The organism is Prauserella endophytica, from assembly GCF_005146945.1.
Lineage (GTDB): Bacteria > Actinomycetota > Actinomycetes > Mycobacteriales > Pseudonocardiaceae > Prauserella_A > Prauserella_A endophytica.
In genome coordinates, this window is the sequence record NZ_SWMS01000005.1 from 1 (window position 1) to 25,746 (window position 25,746).

Here is a 25,746-nt window from a genome sequence, read left to right on the forward strand (position 1 = left end):
TCGGTGGCCTTCCGAGTCAGGAGTGCCGGGATCCCGCCCACACACATCATCACTGTGGCCTTCACTGCAGCTAGGGGGTTACCAGGTGGTGGAGGACATCGCCAGCTTCGCGAGCAGTTCGCGGCCGTTCTCGGCGTTACGCGGCTGGCAGAGCACGTCGTACCGGTTGGCCACGAGCTGGCTGTGGGAGACGAAGTCGCGGCGGCCCTTGGTCGCGGCGTACCCCATCGCGGCGAAGGCCAGGCCGAACGCGACACCGGCGACGAGCCCGATCAGGATCGGCAGCAGCCCGGCTCCCGGCGTGAACAAGCTCAGCAGCAGGCCGACGAACAGACCGAACCAGGCACCGGACATCGCGCCGCTGCCGAGCACCTTGCCCCAGGTCAGCCGCGCGGCGACGCGCTCGACGAGCATCGGCTCGACGCCGACGATCGTGACGTCCTGCACGGGGAAGTTCTGGTCGGCGAGGTGGTCCACGGCACGCTGCGCCTCTTCGTAAGTGCCGTAGGAGCCGATGGGCCAGCCGGTCGGCAGGGTCGGCAGCTGCGGCGCCCGCTGTGCCGTGCGGAACGCGGGCTGCGAGAACGCTGTGGTCATGGTGTGCTCACCTCGTGGGCGATACTGGTTGTTGTCCTTACACCCGTTTCAACGTCACGGCGTTCTCGATCAGTGCCCGGTCCGCGAGATTCACAGGGTGCTCTCAGCCACGCTCAGTGCAGTCCCGGCATTCCGTTCGGTGAGCCTGAGGACAGCCACTGGCCGAAGTAGCGCACGGAGAACAGCTCGTCCAGCACCATGTACGCGGCGCCGACGAGCCCGCCCTCCTCGCCGAGGCGCGCACGTTCGATGCGCAGCTCTCGTGTGGACAGTGGCAGCGAACGCCGGTAGATCGTCTCCCTGATCGTGGCGAGGAACAGATCGCCCGCGCCCGCGACCTTGCCGCCGAGCAGGATGATCGAGGGGTTGTAGAAGTTGACCATGGTGGCGAGCATCGCGCCGATGCGCCTGCCCGCCTGCACGAGGAGCTGCACCGCGTGGTGGTCGCCCGCCCTGGCGGCGGCGGTGACGTCCTCGCCGGTGACGGCGCCGTGGTCGTCCAGCGCGGCGGCGAGCGCGGTACTGGCGCCGGAGCGGGCGAGCGCCTCGCCGTCCCTGGCCAGCGCGGCGCCCCCGGCGAGCGCCTCGAGGCAGCCCGTCTTGCCGCAGCGGCAGACCACCGTGCTGTCGTCTGAGACGGCGGCGTGGCCGATGTCGCCGGCGCAGCCCTGCGCGCCCCGGTGCAGGCGGCCCGAGTTGCTGATGCCTGCGCCGATGCCCGTGCCGATCTTGATGTAGAGCAGGTCGCCCGAGGTCGGCAGGCCCGGCGTGCGCAGCTCGCCGAGGCACAGCAGGTTCACCTCGTTGTCCACCCACACCGGCGCGTCGTAGCGCTTGGAGAGACGGTCGCGAACCGGGTAGTTGTTCCAGCCCGGCATGATCGGCGGCTCCGACGGCCGCGCCGTCGCGAACTCGACGGGACCCGGCAGGCCCAGGCCGACGCCCCACACCTCGCCCGGCTCCACTCCGAGGTCGGCCAGCAGCCCGTCGAGGGTGTCCTCCACCTCGGTGAGCACGGGTTCCGGCCCCTGGGCGATGTCGCAGTCGCGGTGGCACATGGTGAGCACGGTGCCCATCAGGTCCGTCACGCCCGCTGTGAAGCTCGTGGCGCCCAGCTCGGCCGTGAGGATGCGCCCGGCGTCGCGGCGGAAGCGGAGCGTTCTCGCCTGCCTGCCGCCGGTGGAGGGGTTGAGGTCGCCCTCCTCGAGCAGCCCGGCGTCGAGCAGCGTCGTGGTGCGCTGCGTGATGGCGGTACGGCCGAGACCGGTGCGCTCGCTCAGCGCCGGTCTGGTGTCCGCCTGGCCGGTCCTGACCAGGTCGAGGAGTCGCGCGTAGCTCTCCAGCAGCTCGGTGCTCGGCTCCTCCACGGGGACCCCCTTATGTGTGATGCCTCGCATCATATATCGGAAAGTGCAAAACTTCTGTTTGTTACATGCATTAGAGGGAAGATCGAAAGCCTAAGAGTCGCCCCCCAAGGCCACCTTTGTTGCGCTCAACGCAACAAAGGTGGCCTTGGGGGCAGTCTGGGGCTGCCTTACCTGAGCGCGACATCCGGGCGAGTGCGCGCGTGGGCGGGCCCACCGTGCGTCAAGGCGGCGTCAACAGACCTCCCCGCCGCGTCAAGGAGCCGTCAGACCCGGTCCGGACCGCCGGGCGCCGGTCGCAGGCTGACCACCGGTCGGGTTCACCAGAAGGGGTGACCCGCGAGGAGGGGTGCATTCATGGCCGATTTCCTGTTCGCCGTTCTGCTGATCGGCGGATTCGTCGTCCTCGCGCTCGCCGTGCGCGGGCTGGAGAAGCTGTGAGCGCCGCGGGCGCCGTGGCCAACGTGGTCGGCGGGCTGCTGGCGCTGGGACTCATCGTCTACCTGTTCGTCGCACTGATCAGGCCGGAGAAGTTCTAGATGCCCGACTCATGGGCCGGCCTCGTGCAGGTGGCCATCCTGCTCGGCGCGCTCGCACTGGTGTACCGGCCGTTCGGCGACTACCTCGCACGCGTTTACACGAGTGAGCAGCACTGGAAGGCCGAGCGCGCGCTATACCGGCTGTTCCGCGTGAATCCTTCTTCCGAGCAGCGCTGGAGCACCTACGCCGTGTCGGTGCTCGCGTTCTCGTTCGTCTCCATCGTGGTGCTGTACCTGCTGCAACGCCTGCAGCCGGTGCTGCCGTGGAACTTCGGCCGCGGCGCGATCGAGCCCGGCATGGCCTTCAACACCGCCATCAGCTTCGTCACCAACACCAACTGGCAGTCCTACGCCGGCGAGGTGGCGATGGGCCACTTCGTGCAGCTGGCCGGGCTGACGGTGCAGAACTTCCTCTCCGCGGCGGTCGGCATCGCCGTCGCGGTGGTGCTGGTCCGCGGGTTCGTCCGGCGCAGCACCGACCGCCTCGGCAACTTCTGGGTCGATCTCACCAGGGGCACGATCCGTGTGCTGCTGCCGATCTCGGTCGTCGTCGCGGTGGTGCTCGTGGCGCTCGGCGTGGTGCAGAGCCTGCGGTCCGGGGTCACCGTGTCCAATCCGGACGGCTCACAGAGCACGATCGCGCTCGCACCCGCGGCGAGCCAGGAGGCCATCAAGGAGCTCGGCACCAACGGCGGCGGCATCTTCAACGCCAACTCCTCGCATCCGTTCGAGAACCCGAGCTCATGGACGAACCTGCTGGAGATCTTCTTGCTGCTGGTGATCCCGGTGTCGATGACGCGTGCGTTCGGCACGATGGTCGGCAGCCGTAGGCAGGGCTACACGCTGCTGTCGGTGATGGGCGTGCTGTGGGGCGTCATGCTCGCGGTCGCCTGGTGGGCCGAGACGCATCCGAACGGACCCGCCGCGCTGCTCGCGGGCGCGAGCCTGGAAGGCAAGGAGCAGCGCTTCGGCATCGGACAGTCGGTGCTGTTCGCCACGAGCACCACGGGAACGTCCACGGGTGCCGTGAACTCCATGCACGACAGCTTCAGCGGGCTCGGCGGCGGCGTCCCGCTGCTGAACATGCTCCTCGGCGAGGTGACGCCGGGCGGCGTCGGCGCCGGTCTTTACGGGATCCTCGTGCTCGCCGTCATCGCGATGTTCCTGGCCGGGCTGATGGTCGGCCGGACCCCGGAGTACCTGGGCAAGAAGCTCGGCCGCCGCGAGGTCACGTGCGCTGCCGTCGCGATGCTGGCCATGCCGACGGTGGTGCTGCTCGGCACCGGCGCGGCCCTGCTGATGCCCGGCGAGCTGGACACGGCGCTCAACAACACCGGCCCCCACGGCCTGTCCGAGGTGCTCTACGCCTACGCCTCGGCGGGCAACAACAACGGCAGCGCGTTCGCCGGGCTCACCGTCACCAGCGACTGGTTCCAGTCGTCACTTGGTATCGCGATGCTGATCGGCAGGTTCATTCCCATCATCGCCGTGCTCTGCCTGGCCGGTTCCCTTGCCGCACAACGGAAGGTCCCCGAAACTCCCGGCACCCTGCCCACCACGAGCCCGCTGTTCGGCTCGTTGCTCGCGGGCACGGTCGTGCTCGTGGCCGCACTGACGTTCATCCCTGCGCTCGCGCTGGGACCCATCGCGGAGGCACTCGCATGACCATCACCACCCAGGACCATCCCGCGCGGGCGAAGCCCGAGCACGCGGGCCGGGTGAGCGCGGGCGTGTTCAGTCCTCGGCAGCTGCTCGCGTCGTTCCCCGACGCGCTGCGCAAGCTCGGCCCCCGTCACCAGCGGCGCAACCCCGTGCTGTTCGTGGTGTGGGTGGGCTCGGTGCTCGTGACCGTCTTCGCGGTCGCGGAGCCGAGCCTGTTCACGATCCTCATCGCCGCGTGGCTGTGGTTCACCGTCCTGTTCGCCAACCTGGCCGAGGCGGTGGCCGAAGGCAGGGGCAAGGCGCAGGCGGAGTCGTTGCGGCGCACCAAGAAGGGGACCGTCGCCAGGCGCCTGCTCGACGATGGCGGCGAGGAGGAGATGCCCGGGGCGCGGCTGCGCGTGGGCGACCGCGTGGTGGTGGAGGCGGGGCAGACGATCCCCGGCGACGGCGACGTGATCGAGGGCATCGCCACCGTGGACGAGTCGGCGATCACGGGAGAATCCGCGCCCGTGGTGCGCGAGTCCGGCGGCGACCGCAGTGCCGTCACCGGCGGCACCACGGTGCTCTCCGACCGCATCGTCGTGCGGATCACCAGCAAGCCCGGCGAGTCCTTCGTGGACCGGATGATCGCACTCGTCGAGGGGGCGTCCCGGCAGAAGACGCCCAACGAGATCGCGCTGACGATCCTGCTCTCGACGCTCACGATCGTCTTCCTCCTCGCCGTGGTGGCGCTGCAGCCCATGGCGGGCTACTCCGGCAGCACGCAGTCGGTGGTGGTGCTGACGGCGCTGCTCGTGTGCCTCATCCCGACCACGATCGGCGCGCTGCTCTCGGCGATCGGCATCGCGGGCATGGACCGGTTGGTGCAGCGCAACGTGCTCGCCACGTCGGGCCGCGCCGTGGAGGCCGCCGGAGACGTGTCGACACTGCTGCTCGACAAGACCGGCACCATCACCTTCGGCAACCGCAGGGCGACCGAGCTGATCCCGTCCTGGTCGTCCACACCGGACCGGCTCGCCGAGGCCGCGCGGCTGGCCAGCCTAGCCGACGGCACCCCCGAGGGCCGCAGCATCATCGAGCTGATCGAACGCGACCACCCCGAGCTGACCGGAGAGCAGGGCGGTGAGTTCGTTCCGTTCACCGCGCAGACGCGGATGAGCGGGCTCGACGTCGGCGGCAGGCAGGTCCGCAAGGGCGCCACCGACGCAGTGCGCGCGTGGGTCGCAAGGCACGGCGGGACCCTGCCCGCGGAGATCACCCACGTGAGCAGGGAGATCGGCGAGCAGGGCGGCACCCCACTCGTGGTCGCCGAGCTGCGCGACGGCACACCCGTGGCGCACGGCGTGATCCGGCTTTCCGATGTGGTCAAACCGGGCATGCGGGAACGGTTCCGGCGGCTGCGCGAGATGGGCATCCGCACGGTGATGATCACCGGCGACAATCCGCTGACCGCAAAGGCCATCGCGGCCGACGCCGGGGTCGACCACTACCTCGCCGAGGCCAAGCCCGAGGACAAGCTGGCGCTGATCCGCAGGGAACAGGAGGGCGGCAGGCTCGTCGCGATGACCGGCGACGGCACCAACGACGCGCCCGCGCTGGCCGCCTCCGACGTCGGCGTCGCCATGAACACCGGCACGTCGGCCGCCAAGGAGGCCGGCAACATGGTCGACCTCGACTCCGACCCCACCAAGCTCATCGAGATCGTCGAGATCGGCAAGCAGCTGCTGATCACCCGCGGCGCGCTGACCACGTTCAGCATCGCCAACGACCTCGCCAAGTACTTCGCGATCCTGCCCGCGATGTTCCTGGCGATCCACCCGCAGCTCGGCGCGCTCAACATCATGCGCCTCGCCACCCCGGAGTCGGCGATCCTCTCCGCGGTGATCTTCAACGCGCTGGTGATCGTGGCGCTGATCCCGCTCGCGTTGCGGGGTGTCCGCTATACCCCGGCCGGGGCTGCCACGCTGTTGCGGCGCAACCTGCTGATCTACGGCCTCGGCGGCATCGTCACCCCGTTCGCCGGGATCTGGCTCATCGACCAGCTCGTCCGTCTCGTTCCCGGAATCGGGTGACTTTTGATGCTGAAGTCCCTGTTCAGCCAGTGCCGCGCGGCCCTGCGGGTGCTGCTGGTGTTCACTCTGCTGCTCGGCGTGGTGTACCCGCTCGGTGTCTGGGCGGTGTCCCGGCTACCCGGGCTGGAGCACCGGGCCGAGGGCTCGCTCATCGAGCGGAACGGCACGGTGGTGGGCTCGTCCCTGATCGGCATCGACCCGGTGTTCGACGGCCCGCCCACGCGCGACCCGTGGTTCCACACGCGGCCCTCGGCGAGCGCGGAGGGCCCGCTGGGCCCCGGTGACCCGTCGGCATCGGGCGGTTCGAACAAGTCCGCGTTCGACCCCGGGCAGGTGGAGCTGGTGCGGCAGCGCAGGCAGCTCGTCGCCGAGCGGGAGAACGTCCCGCCGAGCGCCGTGCCCGCCGACGCGGTCACGGCCTCGGCCTCCGGCGTCGACCCGGACATCAGTGAGGCCTATGCCGACCTGCAGACCGCCAGGGTCGCCCGCAACACCGGGCTGTCCGAGGCGCGCGTGCGCGACCTCGTCGCCGAGCACACGAGCACGCACGGCATCGGCGTGCGGTCGGTGAACGTGCTCGAGCTCAACCTCGCGGTGCGTGACGCGAGGAGCACACTGGTTCCGTGAGCGTGGAGGAAGGCAGCGGTGCGCCGCGCCGGGGAGAGCTGCGAATCTATCTCGGCGCGGCGCCCGGCGTCGGCAAGACCTACGCGATGCTCGGCGAGGCGCACCGCAGGCTCGAACGGGGCACCGACGTCGTGATCGGCTTCGTGGAGTCCCACGGCAGGGCGAAGACGGCGCAGCTGCTCGACGGGCTCGAAGCGGTGCCGAGGCAGACCTTCGTGCACCGGGGCACCGAGCTGCCCGAGATGGACGTCGACGCGGTGCTCGCGCGCAGGCCAGAGGTGGCGGTGGTGGACGAGCTGGCGCACACCAACGCGCCCGGTGCCCGCAACGAGAAGCGCTGGCAGGACGTCGAGGAGCTGCGGAACGCGGGCATCACCGTACTCACCACGGTGAACGTGCAGCACCTGGAGAGCCTGAACGACGTGGTGGAGCGCATCACCGGCGTCCGGCAGCAGGAGACGGTGCCCGACGAGGTGGTGCGCAGCGCCGAGCAGGTGGAGCTCGTCGACATCACGCCAGAGGCCCTGCGCCGCAGGCTCGCCCACGGCAACGTCTACCCGGCCGAGCGGATCGACGCGGCGCTGGGCAACTACTTCCGCGTCGGCAACCTCACGGCGCTGCGGGAGCTGGCGCTGCTGTGGGTGGCCGACCAGGTGGACGTCGCGCTGCAGCGCTACCGCGCCGAGCAGGACATCACCGACACCTGGGAGGCAAGGGAACGTGTCGTCGTCGCCATCACCGGCGGCCCCGAGAGCGAGACGCTGATCCGTCGGGCGCGCCGCATCGCGACGAGGGCGGGTGCGGAGCTGCTCGTGCTGCACGTGCTGCGCGGCGACGGGCTCACCGGCCTTGGGCCGACCGCGGTGGGCAGGTACCGGAAGGTGGCCGACGACGTCGGCGCCACCTTCCACAACGTCGTCGGCGACGACGTGCCGACCGCGCTGCTGGACTTCGCGCGCGGCGTCAACGCCACCCAGCTCGTGCTCGGCACGTCCAGGCGCTCACGGTTCGCGCGGCTGTTCGACGAGGGGATCGGCGCCACCGTGGTGCAGCGATCCGGCCCGATCGACGTGCACATGGTCACCCACGAGGAGGCAGGTGGGCGGCTCCGCGCCCGCTTCGGCCCGAGCGTGCTGAGCGCCGTGCGACGGCTCGGCGGCTGGGCGCTCGCGGTGCTGCTGCCCGCGCTGGCGACCGGGATCGGGGTGCTGCTGCGGGAGGAACTGGACTTCTCCACCGACGTGGTGATGTTCTTCCTCGCGATCGTGATCGTGGCACTGGTCGGCGGGCTCGGGCCCGCCCTGGTGGCGGGGTTGCTCTCGGCGGGACTGCTGAACTTCTTCTTCACCCAGCCGTACCACTCGCTCAAGGTGTCCTCGCCGCGGATCGTCGTGACGCTCGTCGTGATGCTCGTGGTGGCCGTGCTCGTGGCGCTCGTCGTCGGCTCGGCGGCGCGGCGGGCGAGCCTGGCCGCCCGCGCCCGCACCGAGGCGTCGCTGCTCGGCTCCTACGCACGCACGGTGCTCGCCGACCCGAAGCCGCTGGAGCGCCTGCTGGAGAAGGTTCGGGAGAACTTCGGCCAGGTTTCGGTGGGGCTCATGGAGAAACGGGACGGGACGTGGCGGCGCGTCGCTGAGGCAGGGCCGGAACGCTGTCCCGAGCCCGACAAGGCCGACGTCGACATCCCCGTGACCGCCGACGTGCACCTGACCCTGCGCGGCCGCTCGCTGCCAGCCGCCGACCGGGGAGTGCTGGAGGCCGCCGCCGGGCAGGCGCTGCTCGCGCTGCGTCAGCAGCGGATGGCGGTCGCCGCCGCGGCGGCCGAGCGCAAGGCTCACGCCACCGAGCTGCGCACGGCCCTGCTCTCCGCCGTGGGCCACGATCTGCGCACGCCGCTGACCTCGATCAAGGCCTCGATCGGCAGCCTGCGTGCCCCCGACCTCCAGCTGTCCACTGAGGACACCGCGGAGCTGCTGGAGACCATCGAGGTCTCCGCCGATCGCCTCGCGGGGCTCGTCGACAACCTCCTCGACTCCTCGCGCCTGGCGACCGGAGCGGTGCGCCCGCGGCTGCAACCCGTCGGCTACGACGAGGTCGTGGCGCTCGCGCTGTCCAACCTGGACGACGCGGCGGCGGTGCGCGTCGACGTGTGTGAGGACCTGCCGTGGGTGCTGGCCGATCCCGGTCTGCTGGAACGCGTGGTGGCCAACGTCGTGGACAACGCGCTGCGGCACGGCGGGGGAGGCGAGCCGGTGGCGGTGCGGGCCAGCGCGCACGCCGAACAGGTCGAGCTGCGGATCGTCGACCACGGGCGCGGGCTGCCGAAGGGCGCGGCGGACTCGGCCTTCGCGCCGTTTCAGCGGTTGTCGGACCGTACCCCCGGGATCGGCCTCGGGATGTCCGTCGCGAAAGGATTCACCGAGGCGATGGGTGGCACGATCCGTGCCGAGGACACGCCAGGAGGGGGACTCACCGTGGTGATCTCGCTGCCCGCCTACCGCGGAGTGGAGGAGCATGTCTGACAAGGAGCCGAGCAAGGTGCTGGTCGTCGACGACGATCCGCAGATCGCGCGAGCGCTGCGGATCAACCTCTCGGCGCGCGGCTACCAGGTGGTGACGGCGCACGACGGCACGGCCGCGCTCAAGGCCGTGGCCGAGACGCGGCCGGATGTCGTGGTGCTCGACCTTGGCCTGCCCGACCTGGACGGCGTCGAGGTGATCGAGGGCCTGCGCGGCTGGAACAAGGTGCCCATCATCGTGCTCTCGGCGAGGGACGACTCCACGGACAAGGTGCAGGCGCTCGACGCCGGCGCCGACGACTACGTGACCAAGCCGTTCGGGATGGACGAGCTGCTGGCGCGGCTGCGGGCGGCGGTGCGCCGCTCGGGCCTGTCGGCGGCCGACGCGGACGCACAGGTGGAGACCGCGTCGTTCACGATCGATCTCGCGGCGAAGAAGGTGCGACGCGACGGCGCCGAGGTGCACCTGACCAAGACCGAGTGGCGGCTGATGGAGCTGCTGGTGCGCAACCGCGGCCGGCTGGTCACCCAGAAGCAGCTGCTGCACGAGGTGTGGGGGCCGTCGTACGACACCGAGTCGCACTATCTGCGCGTCTACGTGGCGCAGCTGCGCCGCAAGCTGGAACCCGAGCCCTCCCGGCCCCGCCACCTGCTGACCGAGCCGGGAATGGGCTACCGCTTCGAGCCGTGAGGCTCAGGAGGTGGAGGAGCTGCTCCCCGAGCCGCTCGTGCCGGGCGGGTTCTCCGGGTCCGTCGGCGACGAATCGTCCGGCGGAGTGGTGGAGTCCGGCGGGGGTGTCGTCGAAGGCGGAGGCGTCGTGGCCGGAGGGGTGGTCGGGTCAGGCGGGTTCGTGGTCGGCCTGGTGGTCGGGGGTAGCTCGCTGTCCGAACCGCCCGGGGGCGTGTTGCCCGGCCGGGTGTTGGAGGAGGTGCCCCTGGTCGGGGTGATGACGGTGGTCGTGGTCATGCCGTCGGGGCCGACGCTGACGACCGTGGTCGGGGAGGTGGTCGCGGGCGGCAGTGTGCCCGTCACGGCGACGCCGTCGACCATGATCTGCGTCTGGCCGGGGATGGCCTGGCCGGGGACCAGCTCGGGTCCGCCGTTGCCGCCGGAGCTGCCGGTGCTCTGCGAGGCCGTCCGGTCGACGGCGTCCGTGGAGCCGGGCGTGCCGCCCATGACCTGCGCGACGGCGCCGAACGCGGTGGCCAGCACGAGCCCGCTGGCCGCGAGTGCGATGTAGCCCGTGCGCTGGAGTTTTCCGGTGGATTCGCGGGGTGGAGCAACCTCGGCGCGAGGCCGTGACCCTGGGGACGGGGTCATGCATGACTCCTTCGGAGGTGCTGATTGTTCGCCCGTTTGGCGGACCCGGCGGGCACAGTACCACCGCTGGGTGACGAGCTGCGAACCACTCTGTGCTAAAGGGCTCACGCACAGCGACGGCTGGTCCGTGCGGCACGATGGAGCCGTGGCTGACGAACAGGAGACGGCCCGGCTCACCGCGTGGGTCCACGGGACGGTGCAGGGTGTCGGTTTTCGCTGGTGGACGCGGAGCAAAGCGCTGGAGCTGGGGCTTGTCGGCAGCGCGACCAACCTGAGGGACGGCAGGGTCGAGGTCGTCGCGGAGGGGCCCAAGGACAACTGTGAGCGGCTCCTGGCGGCGCTGCGCTCGGATACCTCACCCGGTCGAGTGGATCATGTCGCGGAGCGCTGGTCGGCTCCCCGAGGCGGCCTCCAGGGCTTCGTCGAACGCTGACCCCGCCACCGCACCCCAGCCCCCAGGAAGAGAGCAAGGGAGCTTTACTCCCGTGAAACGAGAGCAAAGCTCCCTTGCTTCGCACTACTGGGGCACGTGTGACGACTGGGGCCAGTGTGGTCACCGCCGAGAAGGATCACGGGCGCGCCCGGCCCCGCGTCCCACGGCCGCGACGGCGCCTTGGGTAGCATCGGCCGACTGAAGAGGGAGTCTCGCCAGTAGGGGAAGGTCGACAGCGCGTGCACCTGAAAAGCTTGACGCTCAAAGGCTTCAAGTCCTTCGCGTCGGCGACCACCCTGCGCTTCGAGCCCGGCATCACCTGCGTCGTCGGCCCGAACGGCTCCGGCAAGTCGAACGTGCTCGACGCGCTCCGCTGGGTGATGGGCACGCAGGGCGCGAAGGACCTGCGCGGCGGCAAGATGGAGGACGTCATCTTCGCGGGGACGGCGGGCCGCGCCCCGCTCGGCCGCGCCGAGGTGACCCTCACGATCGACAACACCGACGGCGCGCTGCCCATCGAGTACACCGAGGTCTCCATCACGCGCCGGATGTTCCGCGACGGCGCCAGCGAGTACGAGATCAACGGCAAGGGCTGCCGCCTCCTCGACGTGCAGGAGCTGCTCTCCGACTCCGGCATCGGCCGCGAGATGCATGTCATCGTCGGCCAGGGCCAGCTCTCCGAGATCCTCCAGGCCAAGCCCGAGGAGCGGCGCGCCTTCATCGAAGAGGCCGCGGGCGTGCTCAAGCACCGCAAGCGCAAGGAGAAGGCCCTCCGCAAGCTCACCGCCATGCAGGGCAACCTCGACCGCCTCAACGACCTCACCGCCGAGCTGCGCCGCCAGCTCAAGCCGCTCGGCAAGCAGGCGGAGATCGCCCGCCGAGCGCAGGTGGTCCAGTCCGAGCTGCGCGACGCTCGCCTGCGTCTCTACGCCGACGACCTGGTCACCCAGCGCGCCGACATCGCCAAGGAGGAGGCCGACGAGAACGCCGCCCGCGCCCGCCGTGCGGAGGTGGAGCAGGCGCTCGAGGTCGCAACCACCGAGGAGACCGAGCTGGAGAGCTCGCTCGCCGAGGACGCGCCGCGCCTGGCCGCGGCGCAGGACACCTGGTACAAACTCTCCGCGCTGGCCGAGCGGCTCCGGGGCACCGTGCGCCTCGCGGTCGAGCGTCAGCGGCACCTCTCCACGGAGGTCGAGACCGGCGGTTCCGGCCGCGACCCCGAGGAGCTGCTGGCCGAGGCCGAGCGCGCCGCGGAGCGGGAACAGGAGCTGAACGAGGCCGTCGTCGAGGCCAGGGCCATCCTCTCCGACGCCGTCGAGCGCCGCGAGCACCTCGAACGTGCCGTGCAGGCAGCCGAACGCGCTCACATGGCCGCCGTGCGCGCCATCGCCGACCGCCGCGAAGGCATCGCGAAGCTCACCGGCCAGGTCGAGGCGCTGCGCAGCAAGAGCGGCGCCACCGCCGAGGAGATCGAGCGCCTCACCACCGGTATTGAGGAGGCCGCCGCCCGCGCCGAGGCCGCCGCGGAGGACCTGGAGCAGGCCCGCGCCGATGGCGGGGTCGAGGAGTCCGACGACGCCGGGCTCCAGGAACGCCACGACCGCGCCGTCGCCGCCAACGACGCCGCCAAGGCCCGCGTCGAGGAGCTCGTCAAGGCCGAACGCGCCGCCGAGCGCGACATCGCCTCCGAGAAGGCCAGGGTCGACGCCCTGTCGATGGGCCTCAGGCGCAAGGACGGCGCGGGCGCCCTGCTCGGCGCAACCGACGAGCTGCCCGGCCTGCTCGGCTCGGTCGCCGCTCTGCTCACCGTCGAAGCAGGCTACGAGGTCGCGCTCGCCGCGGCGCTCGGCCCCGTCGCCGACGCGGTCGCGGTCGCGGCGGGCAACGACGCGCTGGCCGCGCTGAAGTACCTGAAGGACAACGAGTCCGGGCGCGCGGGACTGCTACTCGGCGGCGCCCGGACCACTGTGGACACCACGGGCTGGCCTGCGCTGCCCTCCGGGGCGCGCTGGGCGCGCGAGGTCGTCGCTTCTCCCGAGCCGTTGCGGCCCGCCGTCGAGCGCGCACTGGAGCGCGTCGCCGTCGTGACTGGACTGGACGAGGCCCGCGACCTCGTCGCCACACACCCCGACGTCACCGCCGTGACCACCGACGGCGACGTCTTCGGCAGCCACTGGGCCGCCGGCGGTTCCGCCCGCGACGAGAGCGTCATCGAGGTGCAGGCCGCCGTCGACGAGGCACAGGACCGGCTCGCCGCCGCCGAACGGGCACTGCAGCGCACCATCGCCGAGCTCGAAGGCGCCCGCGCCGAGCAGCAGGATCGGCGCGCCGAGGTCGGGCAGGCCAAGGAGGCGCTCAACGAGGCCAAGGTTCGGCGCGCCCGCTCCTCGGAGCGGCTCAGCAGCCTCGAGCACGCCGCACGCTCGGCGTCTTCGGAGGTCGACCGCCTGCGCAACCAGCGCGCCAAGGTGGAGCAGAACCGCGAGGAGGTCCTCGCCAAGCTCAGCGAGTTCGAGGAACGACTCGCGGCGGTCGCCGACCAGCCCGTCGACGAGGACCCCGACACCACCGAGCGCGACGAGGCCGCCGAGTCGCTGTCCGAGGTCCGCCAGGAGGAGGTCGACGCGCGCCTGTCGCTGCGCACCGCCGAGGAGCGGGCGCGGGGCATCGCGGGCAAGGCCGACTCGCTGCGCCGGGCCGCCGAGGCCGAACGCCAGGCGCGCGAGCGCGCCGAGAAGGCGCGCATCGCGAGGGCCCGGGGCGCCGAGATCGCCGCGGCCGTGGTCAACGGCGGCGAGGTGGCGCTGGAGCGCATCGAGACCTCGTTGCAGCGGGCCGCCGCCGAGCGCGACGCCGCGCAGGCGCAACGGGAGCAGCGGGAGACCGCGCTCGCACAGGTGCGCAGCCGGGTCAGGGAGCTGACCGGTGAGCTGGAGAAGCTCACCGACGCCGTCCACCGCGACGAGGTGCTGAGGGCCGAGCAGCGGCTGCGGCTGGAACAGCTCGAAACCAAGATCACCGAGGAGTTCGGCATCGGGCTCGACGACCTGATCGCCGAGTACGGCCCCGAGGTGCCCGTGCCGCCCGGCGCGGGCGAGCTGGCGGAGTACGAGGCCGCGAAGGAGCAGGGCGAGACGGTGATGGCGCCGCAGCCCATCCCGTACGACCGCGACACACAGGCCCGGAGGGCCAAGCGCGCGGAGAAGGACCTCGCGCTGCTCGGCAAGGTCAACCCGCTGGCGCTGGAGGAGTTCGCCGCGCTGGAGGAGCGCTACAAGTTCCTGTCCACGCAGCTCGAGGACCTCAAGGCGACCCGCAAGGACCTGCTCACGGTGATCAAGGAGGTCGACGACAAGATCCTCGAGGTCTTCACGTCCGCCTACCACGACGTGGCCCGCGAGTTCGAGACCGTGTTCTCCGTGCTCTTCCCCGGCGGTGAGGGCCGCATGGTGCTCACGGAGCCCGACGACATGCTCGCCACCGGTGTCGACGTCGAGGCCCGCCCGCCCGGCAAGAAGGTCAAGCGGCTCTCGCTGCTGTCCGGCGGGGAGAAGTCGCTGGTCGCGGTGGCAATGCTCGTGGCGATCTTCCGCGCGCGGCCCTCGCCGTTCTACGTGATGGACGAGGTCGAGGCCGCGCTGGACGACACCAACATGCGGCGTCTCATCGGCCTGCTGGAGCAGCTGCGTGCCAGCTCGCAGCTGATCATCATCACGCACCAGAAGCCGACGATGGAGATCGCCGACGCCCTTTACGGCGTGAGCATGCAGGGCGACGGAATCACCAAGGTGATCTCCCAGCGCATGCGCGCGGAACAGATCGAGCAGGACGAACCGGCCCCGACCCCGGCGTAACCGCCGCGAGTCCCCCGCCCAGCCCCGCGAGTTGCCCGCCCAGGCGCGCGAGTCCCCCGCCCAGGCGCGCGAGTTCCCCGCCCAGGCTCACGAGTTGCCCGCCCAGGCTCACGAGTTGCCCATTCAGGCGCTCGAGTTGCCCGCTCGGGTTCGCGAGTTGCCCGCGCTCCCGCGTCCGCCGCGCCGATCAAGAGCGCAGCACTCACCGTCCGGAACGCGACACTCAGCGTCCTGAGTGCAGAACTCGCGGGCGGGAGCGGGGGACTCGCGGGCTGGAGCGGGGGACTCGCGGGCCGGAGCCCGCTTCGTCGGCTCCGTCGCGACTGGACTCCCTGCCTAGGACTGGACCGGCGAGCTACCGTCCCACGTGCAGTCGTCGCCGGTCCGGCGCAGCGTGCTCACGTCCATGTCAGGCCGTCTCCTGTGTGCGCTCCGGCGGCGCCGAGGACTCGGCCGCCCGTGGGTCCGGCGTGGAGTGCCGCAGCGACAACAGGCCGCCGACGACCAGCGTGATCACAACGCCCAGCAGCGTGTACCACGGGAACGCGAGCGCCACGGTGGTTTCGGTCGCCTTCGAGAAGTCGATTCCGACGAGCGAACCGCTGGCCTTGTCGAACTTGATCCCCAGGATCACGAACGCCATCACCACGACGGTGGCCGCGAAGGCGATGATCGCGTCGACCTGCCGCGCCTTCTTGACGATCAGCCCGAGCAGGAACGCGCCGAGCAGAGCGCCGTAGGTGTAGCCGGTGATCGAGAGCCCCTGCACGACGATCGGGTCGCTGCTGGAGGCGAACGAGGCGAAGAAGCCCGCGAACACGATCAGCAGGCCCGCCCAGATGACCGTCCACAAGCGACCCTGGCGGAGCCGGTCCTGAGCGGAGAGCTCGCGGCCGATGATGCGCTCGTACACGTCGGTGACGGTGGAGGACGCGAGCGCCCCGAGCGACGAGCTGAGCGCCGCGGCCAGGATGCCCGCGATGACGAAACCGGAGAGTCCGCTCGGCAGCTCGTTGACGATGTAGTTCGCGAAGAGTTCGTCGTTGTTGTTCAGCCCGAGGCCGTCCACCGGGTCCGCGCCCCGGTAGAACGCCCACAGCAGCACGCCGATGAACAGGAACAGCGCGAACTGCAGGAACACGACCACCCCGCTCGCGATGATCGCCTTCTGGCTGGCGCGAAGGTCGTTGGTCGCCTGCAGGCGCTGCACGATCAGCTGGTCGGAACCGTGCGAGGCCATTGACAGCACGGCGCCACCTATGACCGCCGTGACCACCGCGAACTGCCCCGTGAGCGGATTGGAGCTGAAGTCGAGGAGCTGGAACTTGCCCGCGTCGACGGCGCTGCCGAACCACCCGTCGGGCAGGCTGCCCGCGAGCGCCCAGATGACGACGACGGCGCCGAGGACGTACCAGAGCATCTGGATCGCGTCGACCCACACGACCGCGCGGACGCCGCCGAAGAAGCTGTAGAGCACCATCGCGAGCCCGAGCGCCGCGACGATCGTCCAGTAGCCGACGTCGACGCCGTACGCGGCGAGCACGACCTTGATCGGGATCGCGGTGGCGAACAGCCGCAGGCCGTCGGCGAGCAGCCGGGTCAGCAGGAACGTCACCGAGGCGGTGCCCTGGAGGCCGCCGCCGAATCGCTTGCCGAGGAAGGCGTAGGCGGTGACCAGGTTGCCGGCGACGTAGCGGGGGAGCAGCACGAACGCCACCACCACTCGCCCGCAGATGTAGCCGATCGCCAGCGACAGGTACGTCATCCCGCCGGCCTCGGGCGTCGCGAGGTAGGCGACCGTCGGCACCGAGAGCACCGTGAGCGTGGACGTCTCGGCGGAGACCACCGACAGGCACGCGACCCACCACGAGATGCGGCCCTCACCGACGAAGTAGTCGTTGCCCGACTTCTGTCTGCCGCCGATGAGGATGCCCAGCAGTGGCATCCCCACGAGGAAGATCGCGATGATCACGAGGTCGAGTGCCCGCATCTGAAATCTCCTACCGTGTCTCGGCGGTCTTCGCTACCCGCAAGCGTCTGGGCACCGTTCGCAGTGGCGACGGCAGTTCGAGTGGACCGGAACCGGGTGTGATGCTGCCGAGCAGCCGAGGCCCGCGAGCACCGGTCGCGCTCGGCACGTTCGCCGGGACGCCGTGCCAGGTCAGCCAGCCTAGGAGCGCGGTCAGGTACGCCTCCTTGGCGTCGGCGGGCAGGCCGAGCTCGTCGCTGGGCACGACGGTAAGCCTCGCGGCGAGCGCGCGCAGCAGGACAGGGTTGCGGATGCCGCCACCCGAGGCGACGACGGTGCGCACGCCGTGGCGCTCGCACTCGTGAGCGATGGTGGCCGCGGTCAGCTCGGTGAGCGTCGCCAGCAGGTCCTCGTCGGCGATGGCGGGGAGTCCGGCGACCGCGTCGCGCAGGTAGCCGGTGTGGAAGTGCTCCTTGCCGGTCGACTTCGGTGGCGCGGCCGCGTAGTACGGGTCGGCGAGGAGGCGGTCCAGCAGGTCGGGACGGACGCTGCCGCGCGCGGCGAGCGCTCCGCCGGTGTCGCTGCGTCGCGCCCCGCCGGTGAGCTCGCCGACGGCGGCGTCGAGCAGCGCGTTGCCGGGGCCGGTGTCGTAGGCGAGCACGTCGCCGCCGGGGTGGACGACGGTGAGGTTGGCGATGCCGCCGATGTTGAGCGCGGCGGCGGGTGCGCCCTCGTCCTCGGCGACGCCCCGCAGCCACAGCGCGTCGAGGGTGCCGGCGAGTGGCGCACCGTGGCCGCCCGCGGCGATGTCGCGGACCCGGAGGTCGGCGACCACCGGCAGGCCGGTGCGCTCCGCGATCCAGGCGGGCTGCCCGAGCTGGAGCGTGCCGAGGGCTTGGCCGTCCTCGATCCAGTGGAAGACGGTCTGGCCGAGCGAGGCGACGAGGTCCGCGGGGCCGAAGCGGTCGAGCGCCGTGTGCGCCGCTTGGGCGAACGCCTGCCCGACGCACGTGTCGAGCCTGGTCAGCTGCCCGGCGGTGCACGGTCCCGGAGGCAGCGCGGCGAGCAGCTCGTCCCGCAGCGCGGCGGGGTAGGGAAGCTCGAGTGCGCCGAGCGGGGTCAGTACGAGCCCGCTCTCGTCGGTGCGCAGCTCGGCGACCGCGACGTCGATGCCGTCCATCGACGTGCCGGAGATGAGGCCTACGACACGCATTGGAGTGGTCTAGTCCACGTTGTGAGGGCGGCGCAAGACTTTCGGTGAAACTTTGGCTGAAAATATGCCGCGTGCGTGGAGATCCAACGATTCGTTCAGGGGTGACCGGCTCGCCCGGTCGGCGGATGCGAGGATGACAGAGTGTCGAGCACCACCTTGATCTGGATCATCGTCGTCGCGGCCGTCGTGCTTCTGGTCGCGCTCGTCGCCGGGCTCACGATCGCGCGCAAGAAGCGCAGGATCAGCCTGACCGAGGAGCGCGACGAGACGCCCAAGGGCGGCCGCTACCACGCCGGGGGCGGTATCGCGCTGGCCCCCGGTGGTACCGAGGCTCCCGCGCACCCGGTGGAGGAGCGCACCGAGACCGACGGTGAGCCCGGGGTCGGCGACGACGCCGCGGTCCCGAGGGACGCGCCGCGCCGCGGCATCGTGGACGTCGGCCTCCCCGGCGAGCAGGCCCCCACCGCGCCCGCCGAGGAGCCTCCCGCCGCCGAGGCGCCCACTCCCGAGGCGCCGCCCGCCGTGCCGGAGCCCGCTCCCGCGCCGGAACCGGAGCGTGCGCCAGAGCCCGAGCCCGAGCGCGAGGAGGTGCCCCCGGCCGCGGGCCGTATGGAGCGGTTGCGCGGACGGCTGTCGAAGTCGCGCTCGGCGCTCGGCCAGGGCCTGCTCGGCCTGCTCGGTGCGGGTGACCTCGACGAGGACTCCTGGCAGGACGTCGAGGACACGCTGCTCGTCGCCGACCTCGGGGCCGCCACGACCACGGAGATCGTCGAGCGGCTGCGCACGGAGCTGTCCACGCGCGGCGTCCGCACGCCGGACGCGGCGAGGAGCGTGCTGCGCGAGGTGCTCACCGAGGCCTTGCGGCCGGACGCCGACCGCGCGGTGCGCGCGCTGCCGCACACCGTCGACGGCACCAAGCAGCCCGCGGTCGTGCTGGTCACCGGCGTGAACGGAACCGGTAAGACCACCACCACCGGCAAGCTCGCACGGGTGCTCGTCGCGCAGGGCAGGCAGGTGCTGCTCGGCGCGGCGGACACGTTCCGCGCGGCTGCGGCCGACCAGCTGCAGACGTGGTCCGAGCGCGTCGGCGCGGAGGTCGTGCGCGGCAAGGAGGGCGCCGACCCGGCGTCGGTGGCCTTCGACGCGGTCAAGCGCGGCATCGACGCCGGCGTGGACGCCGTGCTGGTGGACACCGCGGGCAGGCTGCACACCAAGACCGGCCTGATGGACGAGCTGGGCAAGGTCAAGCGCGTGGTCGAGAAGCAGGCCAAGGTCGACGAGGTGCTGCTGGTGCTCGACGCGACGACGGGCCAGAACGGCCTCGCGCAGGCGCGGGTGTTCTCCGAGGTCGTGGACGTGACGGGCATCGTGCTGACCAAGCTCGACGGCACCGCCCGCGGCGGCATCGTGTTCCAGGTGCAGCGGGAGCTGGGCGTCCCGGTGAAGCTCGTCGGCCTCGGCGAGGGCCCCGACGATCTGGCCCCCTTCGAACCGGACGCCTTTGTCGACGCCCTCCTGAGCTGACCTACCTGCCCCCAAGGCCACCTTCGGTGCGTTCAACGCAAAAGGTGGCCTTGGGGGCAGTTCAGGCGCTTCAGGCAGTTCAGGCGCTGAGGTCGCGGGTCGAGAGTTGTTCCGACAGGGCCGCCGCTATGCGCTGCACCACCGGAGCGATGCGGGTGACCGCCTCCTTCGTCAGCCTGCCTTCCGGGCCCGACACCGACACCGCCGCGGGTGTCGGCGCGCCCGCCACCGGCACCGCCAGGCAGCGCACCCCCAGCTCCTGCTCGCTCTCGTCGAGTGCGTAGCCCTGTTTCGCGATCTTGCCGAGGTGCCGGAGGAACTTCTCCACGTCGGTGTGGGTGTGCTCGGTGTAGGACGGCATCCCCGTACGCGCGAGCAGCGCCCGCACCTCGTCGGCGGGCAGCTCCGCCAGGATCGCCTTGCCGACACCCGTGCCGTGCGGCAGCAGCCTGCGGCCGACCTCGGTGAACATCCTCATCGAGTGCTTGGACGGCACCTGGGAGACGTAGACCACCTCGTCGCGCTCCAGCACCGCGAGGTTCGCCGTCTCGCCGACCTCGTCCACCAGTTCCGCGAGCAGCGGCCGCGCCCACGTGCCGAACTGCAGGCTCGCGTTCTCGCCGAGCCGGATCAGCCGCGCGCCCAGCGCGTAGCGGCGGTTGGTGTTCTGCCGGACGTAGCCCAGCGCGACGAGCGTGCGGATGAGCCGGTGGATCGTGGGCATCGGCAGTCCCGACGACGTCGCCAGCTCCGAAAGGCTCGCCTCGCCTCCGGCGTCCGCCAGCCGTTCGAGCAGCTCGAACGCTCGTTGCAGCGACTGCACCCCGCCGTTACCTGACCTCTCGGGGGCCACACCGTCTCCTCTCGCGTTGAGCTTCCGCAATGTAGAAACTATAGTCCGAGATGTAAAACAAGATGATCGTTATCCTGACCAGACTCTGAGGTGTTCGCATGTCTGATGTTCGTGTGCTCGGCGACGCCGTCGAGCGCGGCGACGAGGTGCTGACCGAGGAAGCCCTGCAGTTCCTCGGCGGCCTCCACGACGCCTTCGCGACGACGCGGGACAAGCTTCTCGAGGCTCGCACGCAACGCCGCGAGGAGGCCAAGCGCACCGGAAAGCTGGACTTCCTGCCGGAGACGAAGGAGGTCCGCGAGTCGGAGTGGCAGGTCGCCGAGGCGCCCGCCGCGCTGCGCGACCGCCGGGTCGAGATCACCGGTCCCACCGACCGCAAGATGACGATCAACGCGTTGAACTCCGGCGCGAAGGTGTGGCTCGCCGACTTCGAGGACGCCAACACCCCGCACTGGGTCAACGTCGTCTCCGGGCACGTGAACCTCTCCGACGCGATCAGGGGCACGATCGAGCTCGACTCGAACGGCAAGCACTACCAGCTGCGCGACGACATCGAGCACGCCACGATCGTGGTCCGCCCGCGCGGCTGGCATCTCGACGAACGCAACATCGAGATCAACGGCCGTCCTGCCGTCGGCGCGCTCGTGGACTTCGGCCTGTACTTCTTCCACAACGCGAAGGAGCTGCTCAACCGGGGCCGGGGCCCGTACTTCTACCTGCCGAAGATGGAGAGCCACCTCGAGGCACGGCTGTGGAACGACGTGTTCACCCACGCCGAGAAGACGCTGGGCATCGAGCACGGCACCATCCGCGCCACCGTGCTGATCGAGACGATCCCCGCCGCGTTCGAGATGGAGGAGATCCTCTACGAGCTGCGCGAGCACGCCTCGGGCCTCAACGCGGGCCGCTGGGATTACCTGTTCAGCATCATCAAGTACTTCCGCGACGCGGGCGAGAGGTTCGTGCTGCCCGACCGCAACAGCGTCACGATGACCGCGCCGTTCATGCGGGCCTACACCGAGCTGCTGGTGCGCACGTGCCACAAGCGCGGGGCGTTCGCGATCGGCGGCATGGCCGCGTTCATCCCGAGCAAGGACCCCGAGGTCAACGAGAAGGCGATGGCGAAGGTCCACGACGACAAGGCGCGCGAGGCCGGCGACGGCTTCGACGGCTCGTGGGTGGCCCACCCCGGCATGGTCGAGCTCTGCAAGGAGGAGTTCGACAAGGTCCTCGGCGACAAGCCCAACCAGCTCGACCGGCTGCGTGAGGACGTCTCCGTGACCGCTGACCAGCTGCTCGACATCGCCGCCACCGAGGGCTCGGCGACGATGGGCGGCCTGCGTGGCGCGGTGGACGTCGGCGTCCGCTACATCGCCTCGTGGCTGTCGGGCAACGGCGCCGCAGCCATCCACAACCTCATGGAGGACGCCGCGACGGCGGAGATCTCGCGTTCGCAGGTGTGGCAGTGGGTTCGCAACGGCGTCACGCTCGACTCCGGCGAGACCGTCACCGAGGAGCTGGTGCGTTCGGTGCTGGCCGACGTGCGCGGCGAGCTGGAGGGCGCCATCGACGCCGACACGCTCGCCCAGGCGGTGGAGCTGTTCGAGGAGGTCGCGCTCGCCGAGCAGTTCGCCGACTTCCTGACCCTGCCCGCCTACGAGCGGATCAAGTAATGGCCGCAGGCCGGCTCCCCGGGGAGGTCTACGAGCGGATCGACGCGCGCCTCGCCGAGGCCGACGCGCGCGTCGCGGCCGACTACCCCGGCGAGCCGGCCGGGCGGCAGCCCGTGCACACCGTCTACGTGCCCGCGAACGCCTACCACGCGGGGCTTTCCGCCGAGTGGGGCGAGCGGGCGCTGGCCGTGCTCGCCGAGCACGGGACCACGCTCGGCGTCTCCGCCGACGTGCTCGACCGGGTGCGGGAGAAGCTGCGCACACAGCCGATCGAGGACCTGCGCGTGGACTTCGAGGACGGTTACGGCAACCCCGGTGACGACGCCGAGGACGCCGAGGCCGTGCGGGTGGCGGGGGAACTGGCCGCCGACTCGCCGCCGCCGTTCGTGGGCATCCGGTTCAAGAGCTTCGAGGCGCCGACGCGCAGGCGGGCCATCCGCACGCTGGACCTCTTCCTCGGCGGGCTGGGCGAGCCGCCCCCGGGGTTCGTGCTGACGCTGCCGAAGGTGACCGCCGTCGAGCAGGTCGAGGCGTGTGCCGAGGTGCTGGGCGAGCTGGAGAAGGTGCACGGGCTCGCGGCGGGCTCGCTGCGGTTCGAGGTGCAGATCGAGACGGCGCAGTCGGTGCTCGGCGGAGATGGGACGGTCGCGCTGCCGCGCATCGTGCGTGCCGCGGGCGGCCGGTGCAGCGGGCTGCACTTCGGCACCTACGACTACAGCGCGGGCCTTGGCATCAGCGGCGCCTATCAGAGCATGGACCACCCGGCCGCCGACTTCGCCAAGGAGCTGATGCAGGTGGCCGCCTCCGGCACGGGGGTGCGGCTCTCCGACGGCTCCACCAACCGCCTGCCCGTCGGCGACGCCGAGGCAGTGCACGGCGCGTGGGCCGAGCACCTCCGGCTCGTGCGGCGGTCGCTGGAACGCGGTTTCTACCAGGGCTGGGACCTGCATCCGCACCAGCTGCCGAGCCGGTTCGCCGCGACGTACGCGTTCTTCCGCGAGACCCTGCCGTCGGCCGCGGCGCGCGTGCGGGACTACGTGCGCAAGACCGAGGGCGCGGTGCTCGACGAGCCCGCCACGGCGCAGGCGCTGGCCGCCTACCTCGTGCGGGGGCTCGACTGCGGGGCCGTCACACAGGCCGAGGTGACCGAGCTGACGACCCTGGACCGGGCGGCGCTCGACCGGCTGGTGAGGCGCCTACCCTGACGGCGTGACCGACATGGTGATCGACCTCAACAGTGACCTGGGCGAGGGCTTCGGCGCCTGGCCCCTCACCGACGACGAGGCGCTGCTCGACATCGTGACAAGCGCGAACGTGGCGTGCGGTTTCCACGCCGGGGACCCGTCCGTGCTGCGCAAGGTGACCGAGCTGGCGGCCGAGCGCGGTGTGGTGATCGGGGCGCAGGTCGGTTACCGGGACCTCGCCGGGTTCGGGCGGCGGTTCATCGACATGGACCCGCACGAGCTGGTGAACGACGTCCTCTACCAGATCGGCGCGCTGGAGGGCTTCGCGAAGATCGCGGGCACGCGGGTGCGCTACGTCAAGCCGCACGGCGCGCTCTACAACGCCGTGGTGCACCACGCCGAGCAGGCCGCGGCCGTGGTCGACGCCGTCAGGCGGTACGACCCGAGCCTGCCGATTCTCGGACTGCCCGGCTCCGAGCTGCTGCGGCAGGCCTCGGCCGAGGGGCTGACCGCCGTGGAGGAGGCCTTCGCCGACCGCGCCTACACGCCGGAGGGCAGGCTCGTGTCGCGCCGTCTGCCCGGTGCCGTGGTGCACGAGCCGGAGGAGGTGGTGCGGCGCAGTGTGCGCATGGCCACCGAGGGCACGGTCACCGCCATCGACGGCACCTCCGTTGCCGCGCTGCCGCGGTCCCTGTGCGTGCACGGCGACACGGCCGGTGCGGTTGAGATCGCCCGCCAGGTCCGCAAGGGCCTCCTTGCCGCGGGCGTGGAGGTCCGCCCCTTCGCCTAGCCGGGTGGAGCCAACTGCAGTGAAGGCCACCTTCACTGCGTTGAACGCAGTGAAGGTGGCCTTCACTGCGGACGGTGGGTCAGTTGTCCACTGACAGGGCCAGGTAGACGTCCACCTGCGTGCGGAAGTCCGTGAGGTCGGCGCCGAGCAGCTCGCCCGCGCGCGCGAGCCGGTACCGCAGTGTGTTCACGTGGACGTGCAGGGCCTTCGCCGCCCTGGCGGGCGAGCCGGAGCACTCCAGGTACACGCGAACGGTGCGGAGCAGCTCGGGATGCCCCGCCAGCGGGCCGAGCGTGCGCTCGCGCAGGGCGCGGCGCAGCTCGTCGGGCGCGCCCGCGAGCAGCAGCCGGTGGACGCCGATCTCCTCGCCGGACAGCACGGCCACGCGCTCGGCCCGCCGCGCCGCGGCACCGAGGGCGTGCCTTGCCTCCTCGCTCGCGCCGCGCAGGCCCGGCATCGTGGCCGGCCCGCCGATGCCGATGAGGACGCGACCGCCGCCGAGCCGCTCCAGCGCCCGCGTCGCCGTGGCGGGCCAGTCGGACGGCCAGCCGTCGTCGGCGGGCACGAGCGCGCACGCCTCACCCGCATCGCCGAGCTCACCGATGAACACGGGGCCGCGATGCTCGGCGAGCAGCTCGCCGAGGATGTCGCCCGCGCCGGGAGCGCGGGCCAGCAGCACACGCAGGGGGAGGTCGGCGGGCAGGCCGGTCGCGGCGAACGCCGTGGCCAGCTCGGCCGCACTGCCCGCCGGGTCGGCCAGCAGCGCGAGCAGCGGCGCGGCGACGCGCATGCGGACCCGGCGCACCTCGTCCTCCCGCGCCCTGGCGAGTCCGACGAGGCTCGCCAGCTCCTCGGCGACCTCGGTGAGTCCCGGTCCCAGCTCGGCGCCGACGACGAGCGACCACGGCACGGCGCTGCGCCCACCCACCGGCAGCACCGTGCGTTCCTGCGGAGCGCCGGATGCGCTCGCGGCGACGACGCGGCCGGTCGCAGAGCACACCCAGCAGTCGGCGCCCAGCTCCGTCGCGGCGTGGGTGAGCAGCGTGGGCAGCGAGGCGTCCTCGGCGGCAGCCGACAGCAACCGTTTGCGTGCCCCGCCGGACTCGTCGGCCAGCGCGAGCACCACCCGCTCGGTGACCACGGCGAACGACAGGTCGGCTGGCACCTCCAGCAGCGGCATCCGGTGCCGCTCGCACGCGGCCACCAGCTCGTCGGGGATGCCGCCGGTGTCGGCGCCCGACGCCGCCAGCGCGGCGCACCGGGCGTGAGCGAGCGCGGCGACGAACGGCTCCGCGTCATCCGGCCCACGCCACCAGAGCAGCCCGCTCAGCACGAGTTCGCCCGCCGAGAGGTAGCGGCTCGGATCGGGCAGCTCGGTGCCGTAGATGCGGGTCACCACGCGGTCGAGCAGGTCGCCGCCCGCGCGCAGCCGCATCCGCAGCTCAGGGATCTCCAGCAGGGTTCTCACCAGCGTCATCAGGTTTGTAGGAAAGCACGAAAGCGCCTCGGTGCGCTGCCCCTTCTTTCATGCTCCCGGGCCGTTGCCGCCACC

The 25,746-nt window shown here is 71.4% G+C and carries 19 protein-coding genes; 12 read left to right on the forward strand and 7 right to left on the reverse strand.

Annotated elements, in window-relative coordinates:
* Window positions 1-78: 78 nt before the first annotated feature.
* Complete coding sequence (locus FCN18_RS11020) at window positions 79-597, reverse strand: general stress protein (RefSeq protein WP_112271876.1); 519 nt, start codon at window positions 595-597, stop codon at window positions 79-81.
* A gap of 113 nt (window positions 598-710) precedes the next feature.
* On the reverse strand, window positions 711-1,964 hold the full coding sequence (locus FCN18_RS11025; protein ID WP_137094819.1) for an ROK family protein: 1,254 nt from the start codon (window positions 1,962-1,964) through the stop codon (window positions 711-713).
* 434 nt (window positions 1,965-2,398) lie between these two features.
* Between FCN18_RS11025 and kdpF the strand changes: the two genes are divergently transcribed.
* Genes kdpF through FCN18_RS11055 form a run of 6 tightly spaced genes read left to right on the forward strand, consistent with a single transcriptional unit; the run spans window position 2,399 to window position 10,071 of the window.
* Complete coding sequence (kdpF, locus tag FCN18_RS11030; protein ID WP_112271878.1) at window positions 2,399-2,500, forward strand: K(+)-transporting ATPase subunit F; 102 nt, start codon at window positions 2,399-2,401, stop codon at window positions 2,498-2,500.
* Window positions 2,501-4,165: a potassium-transporting ATPase subunit KdpA gene (kdpA, locus tag FCN18_RS11035; protein ID WP_112271879.1), complete on the forward strand. Its 1,665-nt coding sequence runs from the start codon at window positions 2,501-2,503 to the stop codon at window positions 4,163-4,165.
* On the forward strand, window positions 4,162-6,234 hold the full coding sequence (gene kdpB / locus FCN18_RS11040; protein WP_137094821.1) for a potassium-transporting ATPase subunit KdpB: 2,073 nt from the start codon (window positions 4,162-4,164) through the stop codon (window positions 6,232-6,234). The genes kdpA and kdpB overlap by 4 nt, the downstream gene beginning before the upstream one ends.
* Before the next feature lie 6 nt (window positions 6,235-6,240).
* Window positions 6,241-6,861, forward strand: coding sequence for a potassium-transporting ATPase subunit C (locus FCN18_RS11045; RefSeq protein WP_112271881.1), 621 nt, complete (start codon window positions 6,241-6,243; stop codon window positions 6,859-6,861).
* A 2-nt stretch (window positions 6,862-6,863) separates the two neighbouring features.
* Window positions 6,864-9,383, forward strand: a complete 2,520-nt coding sequence (locus FCN18_RS11050) for a sensor histidine kinase (protein WP_170200546.1) — start codon at window positions 6,864-6,866, stop codon at window positions 9,381-9,383.
* On the forward strand, window positions 9,376-10,071 hold the full coding sequence (locus FCN18_RS11055) for a response regulator (protein ID WP_112271884.1): 696 nt from the start codon (window positions 9,376-9,378) through the stop codon (window positions 10,069-10,071). The genes FCN18_RS11050 and FCN18_RS11055 overlap by 8 nt, the downstream gene beginning before the upstream one ends.
* Before the next feature lie 3 nt (window positions 10,072-10,074).
* On the opposite strand, the gene FCN18_RS11060 is transcribed toward FCN18_RS11055, so the two are convergent.
* A complete protein-coding gene (locus tag FCN18_RS11060; protein WP_137094825.1) occupies window positions 10,075-10,701 on the reverse strand; it encodes a hypothetical protein in 627 nt (208 codons plus the stop codon).
* A gap of 145 nt (window positions 10,702-10,846) precedes the next feature.
* Here FCN18_RS11060 and FCN18_RS11065 point away from each other — a divergent pair, with 145 nt between their 5' ends.
* Both FCN18_RS11065 and smc read left to right on the forward strand, forming a co-directional pair.
* Window positions 10,847-11,134: an acylphosphatase gene (locus FCN18_RS11065; RefSeq protein WP_228713869.1), complete on the forward strand. Its 288-nt coding sequence runs from the start codon at window positions 10,847-10,849 to the stop codon at window positions 11,132-11,134.
* A gap of 239 nt (window positions 11,135-11,373) precedes the next feature.
* Window positions 11,374-14,988: a chromosome segregation protein SMC gene (gene smc, locus FCN18_RS11070; protein ID WP_137094830.1), complete on the forward strand. Its 3,615-nt coding sequence runs from the start codon at window positions 11,374-11,376 to the stop codon at window positions 14,986-14,988.
* Window positions 14,989-15,397: 409 nt separating this feature from the next.
* Here smc and FCN18_RS11075 read toward each other — a convergent pair whose 3' ends face one another.
* Together FCN18_RS11075 and FCN18_RS11080 are read right to left on the reverse strand one after the other, a co-directional pair.
* Entirely contained in the window at window positions 15,398-16,978 is a 1,581-nt protein-coding gene (locus FCN18_RS11075) for a sodium:solute symporter (protein ID WP_112271892.1), read from the reverse strand.
* Window positions 16,979-16,988: 10 nt separating this feature from the next.
* Window positions 16,989-18,170 carry an anhydro-N-acetylmuramic acid kinase gene (locus FCN18_RS11080; protein ID WP_137094832.1) on the reverse strand — a complete coding sequence of 394 codons (1,182 nt, stop codon included), beginning with the start codon at window positions 18,168-18,170 and terminating at the stop codon, window positions 16,989-16,991.
* 141 nt (window positions 18,171-18,311) lie between these two features.
* On the opposite strand from FCN18_RS11080, the gene ftsY reads away from it, so the two are divergent.
* Complete coding sequence (ftsY, locus tag FCN18_RS11085) at window positions 18,312-19,694, forward strand: signal recognition particle-docking protein FtsY (protein ID WP_137094834.1); 1,383 nt, start codon at window positions 18,312-18,314, stop codon at window positions 19,692-19,694.
* Between the two features lie 79 nt (window positions 19,695-19,773).
* Here the strand turns inward: ftsY and FCN18_RS11090 are convergent, their stop codons facing one another.
* Window positions 19,774-20,547, reverse strand: a complete 774-nt coding sequence (locus FCN18_RS11090; RefSeq protein ID WP_112271898.1) for an IclR family transcriptional regulator — start codon at window positions 20,545-20,547, stop codon at window positions 19,774-19,776.
* Window positions 20,548-20,645: 98 nt separating this feature from the next.
* On the opposite strand from FCN18_RS11090, the gene aceB reads away from it, so the two are divergent.
* The 3 genes from aceB to FCN18_RS11105 are packed head-to-tail and all read left to right on the forward strand — an operon-like array spanning window position 20,646 to window position 24,194.
* Complete coding sequence (aceB, locus tag FCN18_RS11095; protein WP_112271899.1) at window positions 20,646-22,220, forward strand: malate synthase A; 1,575 nt, start codon at window positions 20,646-20,648, stop codon at window positions 22,218-22,220.
* Window positions 22,220-23,425 carry a DUF6986 family protein gene (locus FCN18_RS11100; protein ID WP_137094837.1) on the forward strand — a complete coding sequence of 402 codons (1,206 nt, stop codon included), beginning with the start codon at window positions 22,220-22,222 and terminating at the stop codon, window positions 23,423-23,425. The genes aceB and FCN18_RS11100 overlap by 1 nt, the downstream gene beginning before the upstream one ends.
* Before the next feature lie 13 nt (window positions 23,426-23,438).
* Window positions 23,439-24,194 (forward strand): LamB/YcsF family protein, encoded by a 756-nt coding sequence (locus tag FCN18_RS11105; protein ID WP_112272110.1) that lies wholly within the window; start codon window positions 23,439-23,441, stop codon window positions 24,192-24,194.
* A 79-nt stretch (window positions 24,195-24,273) separates the two neighbouring features.
* On the opposite strand, the gene FCN18_RS11110 is transcribed toward FCN18_RS11105, so the two are convergent.
* Complete coding sequence (locus tag FCN18_RS11110; protein ID WP_112271903.1) at window positions 24,274-25,671, reverse strand: PucR family transcriptional regulator; 1,398 nt, start codon at window positions 25,669-25,671, stop codon at window positions 24,274-24,276.
* Window positions 25,672-25,746 lie beyond the last annotated feature (75 nt).

Coding starts and splice junctions, on each gene's coding strand:
- FCN18_RS11060 (WP_137094825.1), bottom strand. CDS start 10,701: ATGACCCCGTCCCCAGGGTCACGGCCTCGCGCCGAGGTTGCTCCACCC.
- FCN18_RS11105 (WP_112272110.1), top strand. CDS start 23,439: ATGGTGATCGACCTCAACAGTGACCTGGGCGAGGGCTTCGGCGCCTGG.
- FCN18_RS11110 (WP_112271903.1), bottom strand. CDS start 25,671: ATGACGCTGGTGAGAACCCTGCTGGAGATCCCTGAGCTGCGGATGCGG.
- FCN18_RS11055 (WP_112271884.1), top strand. CDS start 9,376: ATGTCTGACAAGGAGCCGAGCAAGGTGCTGGTCGTCGACGACGATCCG.
- kdpA (WP_112271879.1), top strand. CDS start 2,501: ATGCCCGACTCATGGGCCGGCCTCGTGCAGGTGGCCATCCTGCTCGGC.
- FCN18_RS11080 (WP_137094832.1), bottom strand. CDS start 18,170: ATGCGTGTCGTAGGCCTCATCTCCGGCACGTCGATGGACGGCATCGAC.
- kdpB (WP_137094821.1), top strand. CDS start 4,162: ATGACCATCACCACCCAGGACCATCCCGCGCGGGCGAAGCCCGAGCAC.
- aceB (WP_112271899.1), top strand. CDS start 20,646: ATGTCTGATGTTCGTGTGCTCGGCGACGCCGTCGAGCGCGGCGACGAG.
- FCN18_RS11100 (WP_137094837.1), top strand. CDS start 22,220: ATGGCCGCAGGCCGGCTCCCCGGGGAGGTCTACGAGCGGATCGACGCG.
- FCN18_RS11020 (WP_112271876.1), bottom strand. CDS start 597: ATGACCACAGCGTTCTCGCAGCCCGCGTTCCGCACGGCACAGCGGGCG.
- FCN18_RS11045 (WP_112271881.1), top strand. CDS start 6,241: ATGCTGAAGTCCCTGTTCAGCCAGTGCCGCGCGGCCCTGCGGGTGCTG.
- FCN18_RS11075 (WP_112271892.1), bottom strand. CDS start 16,978: ATGCGGGCACTCGACCTCGTGATCATCGCGATCTTCCTCGTGGGGATG.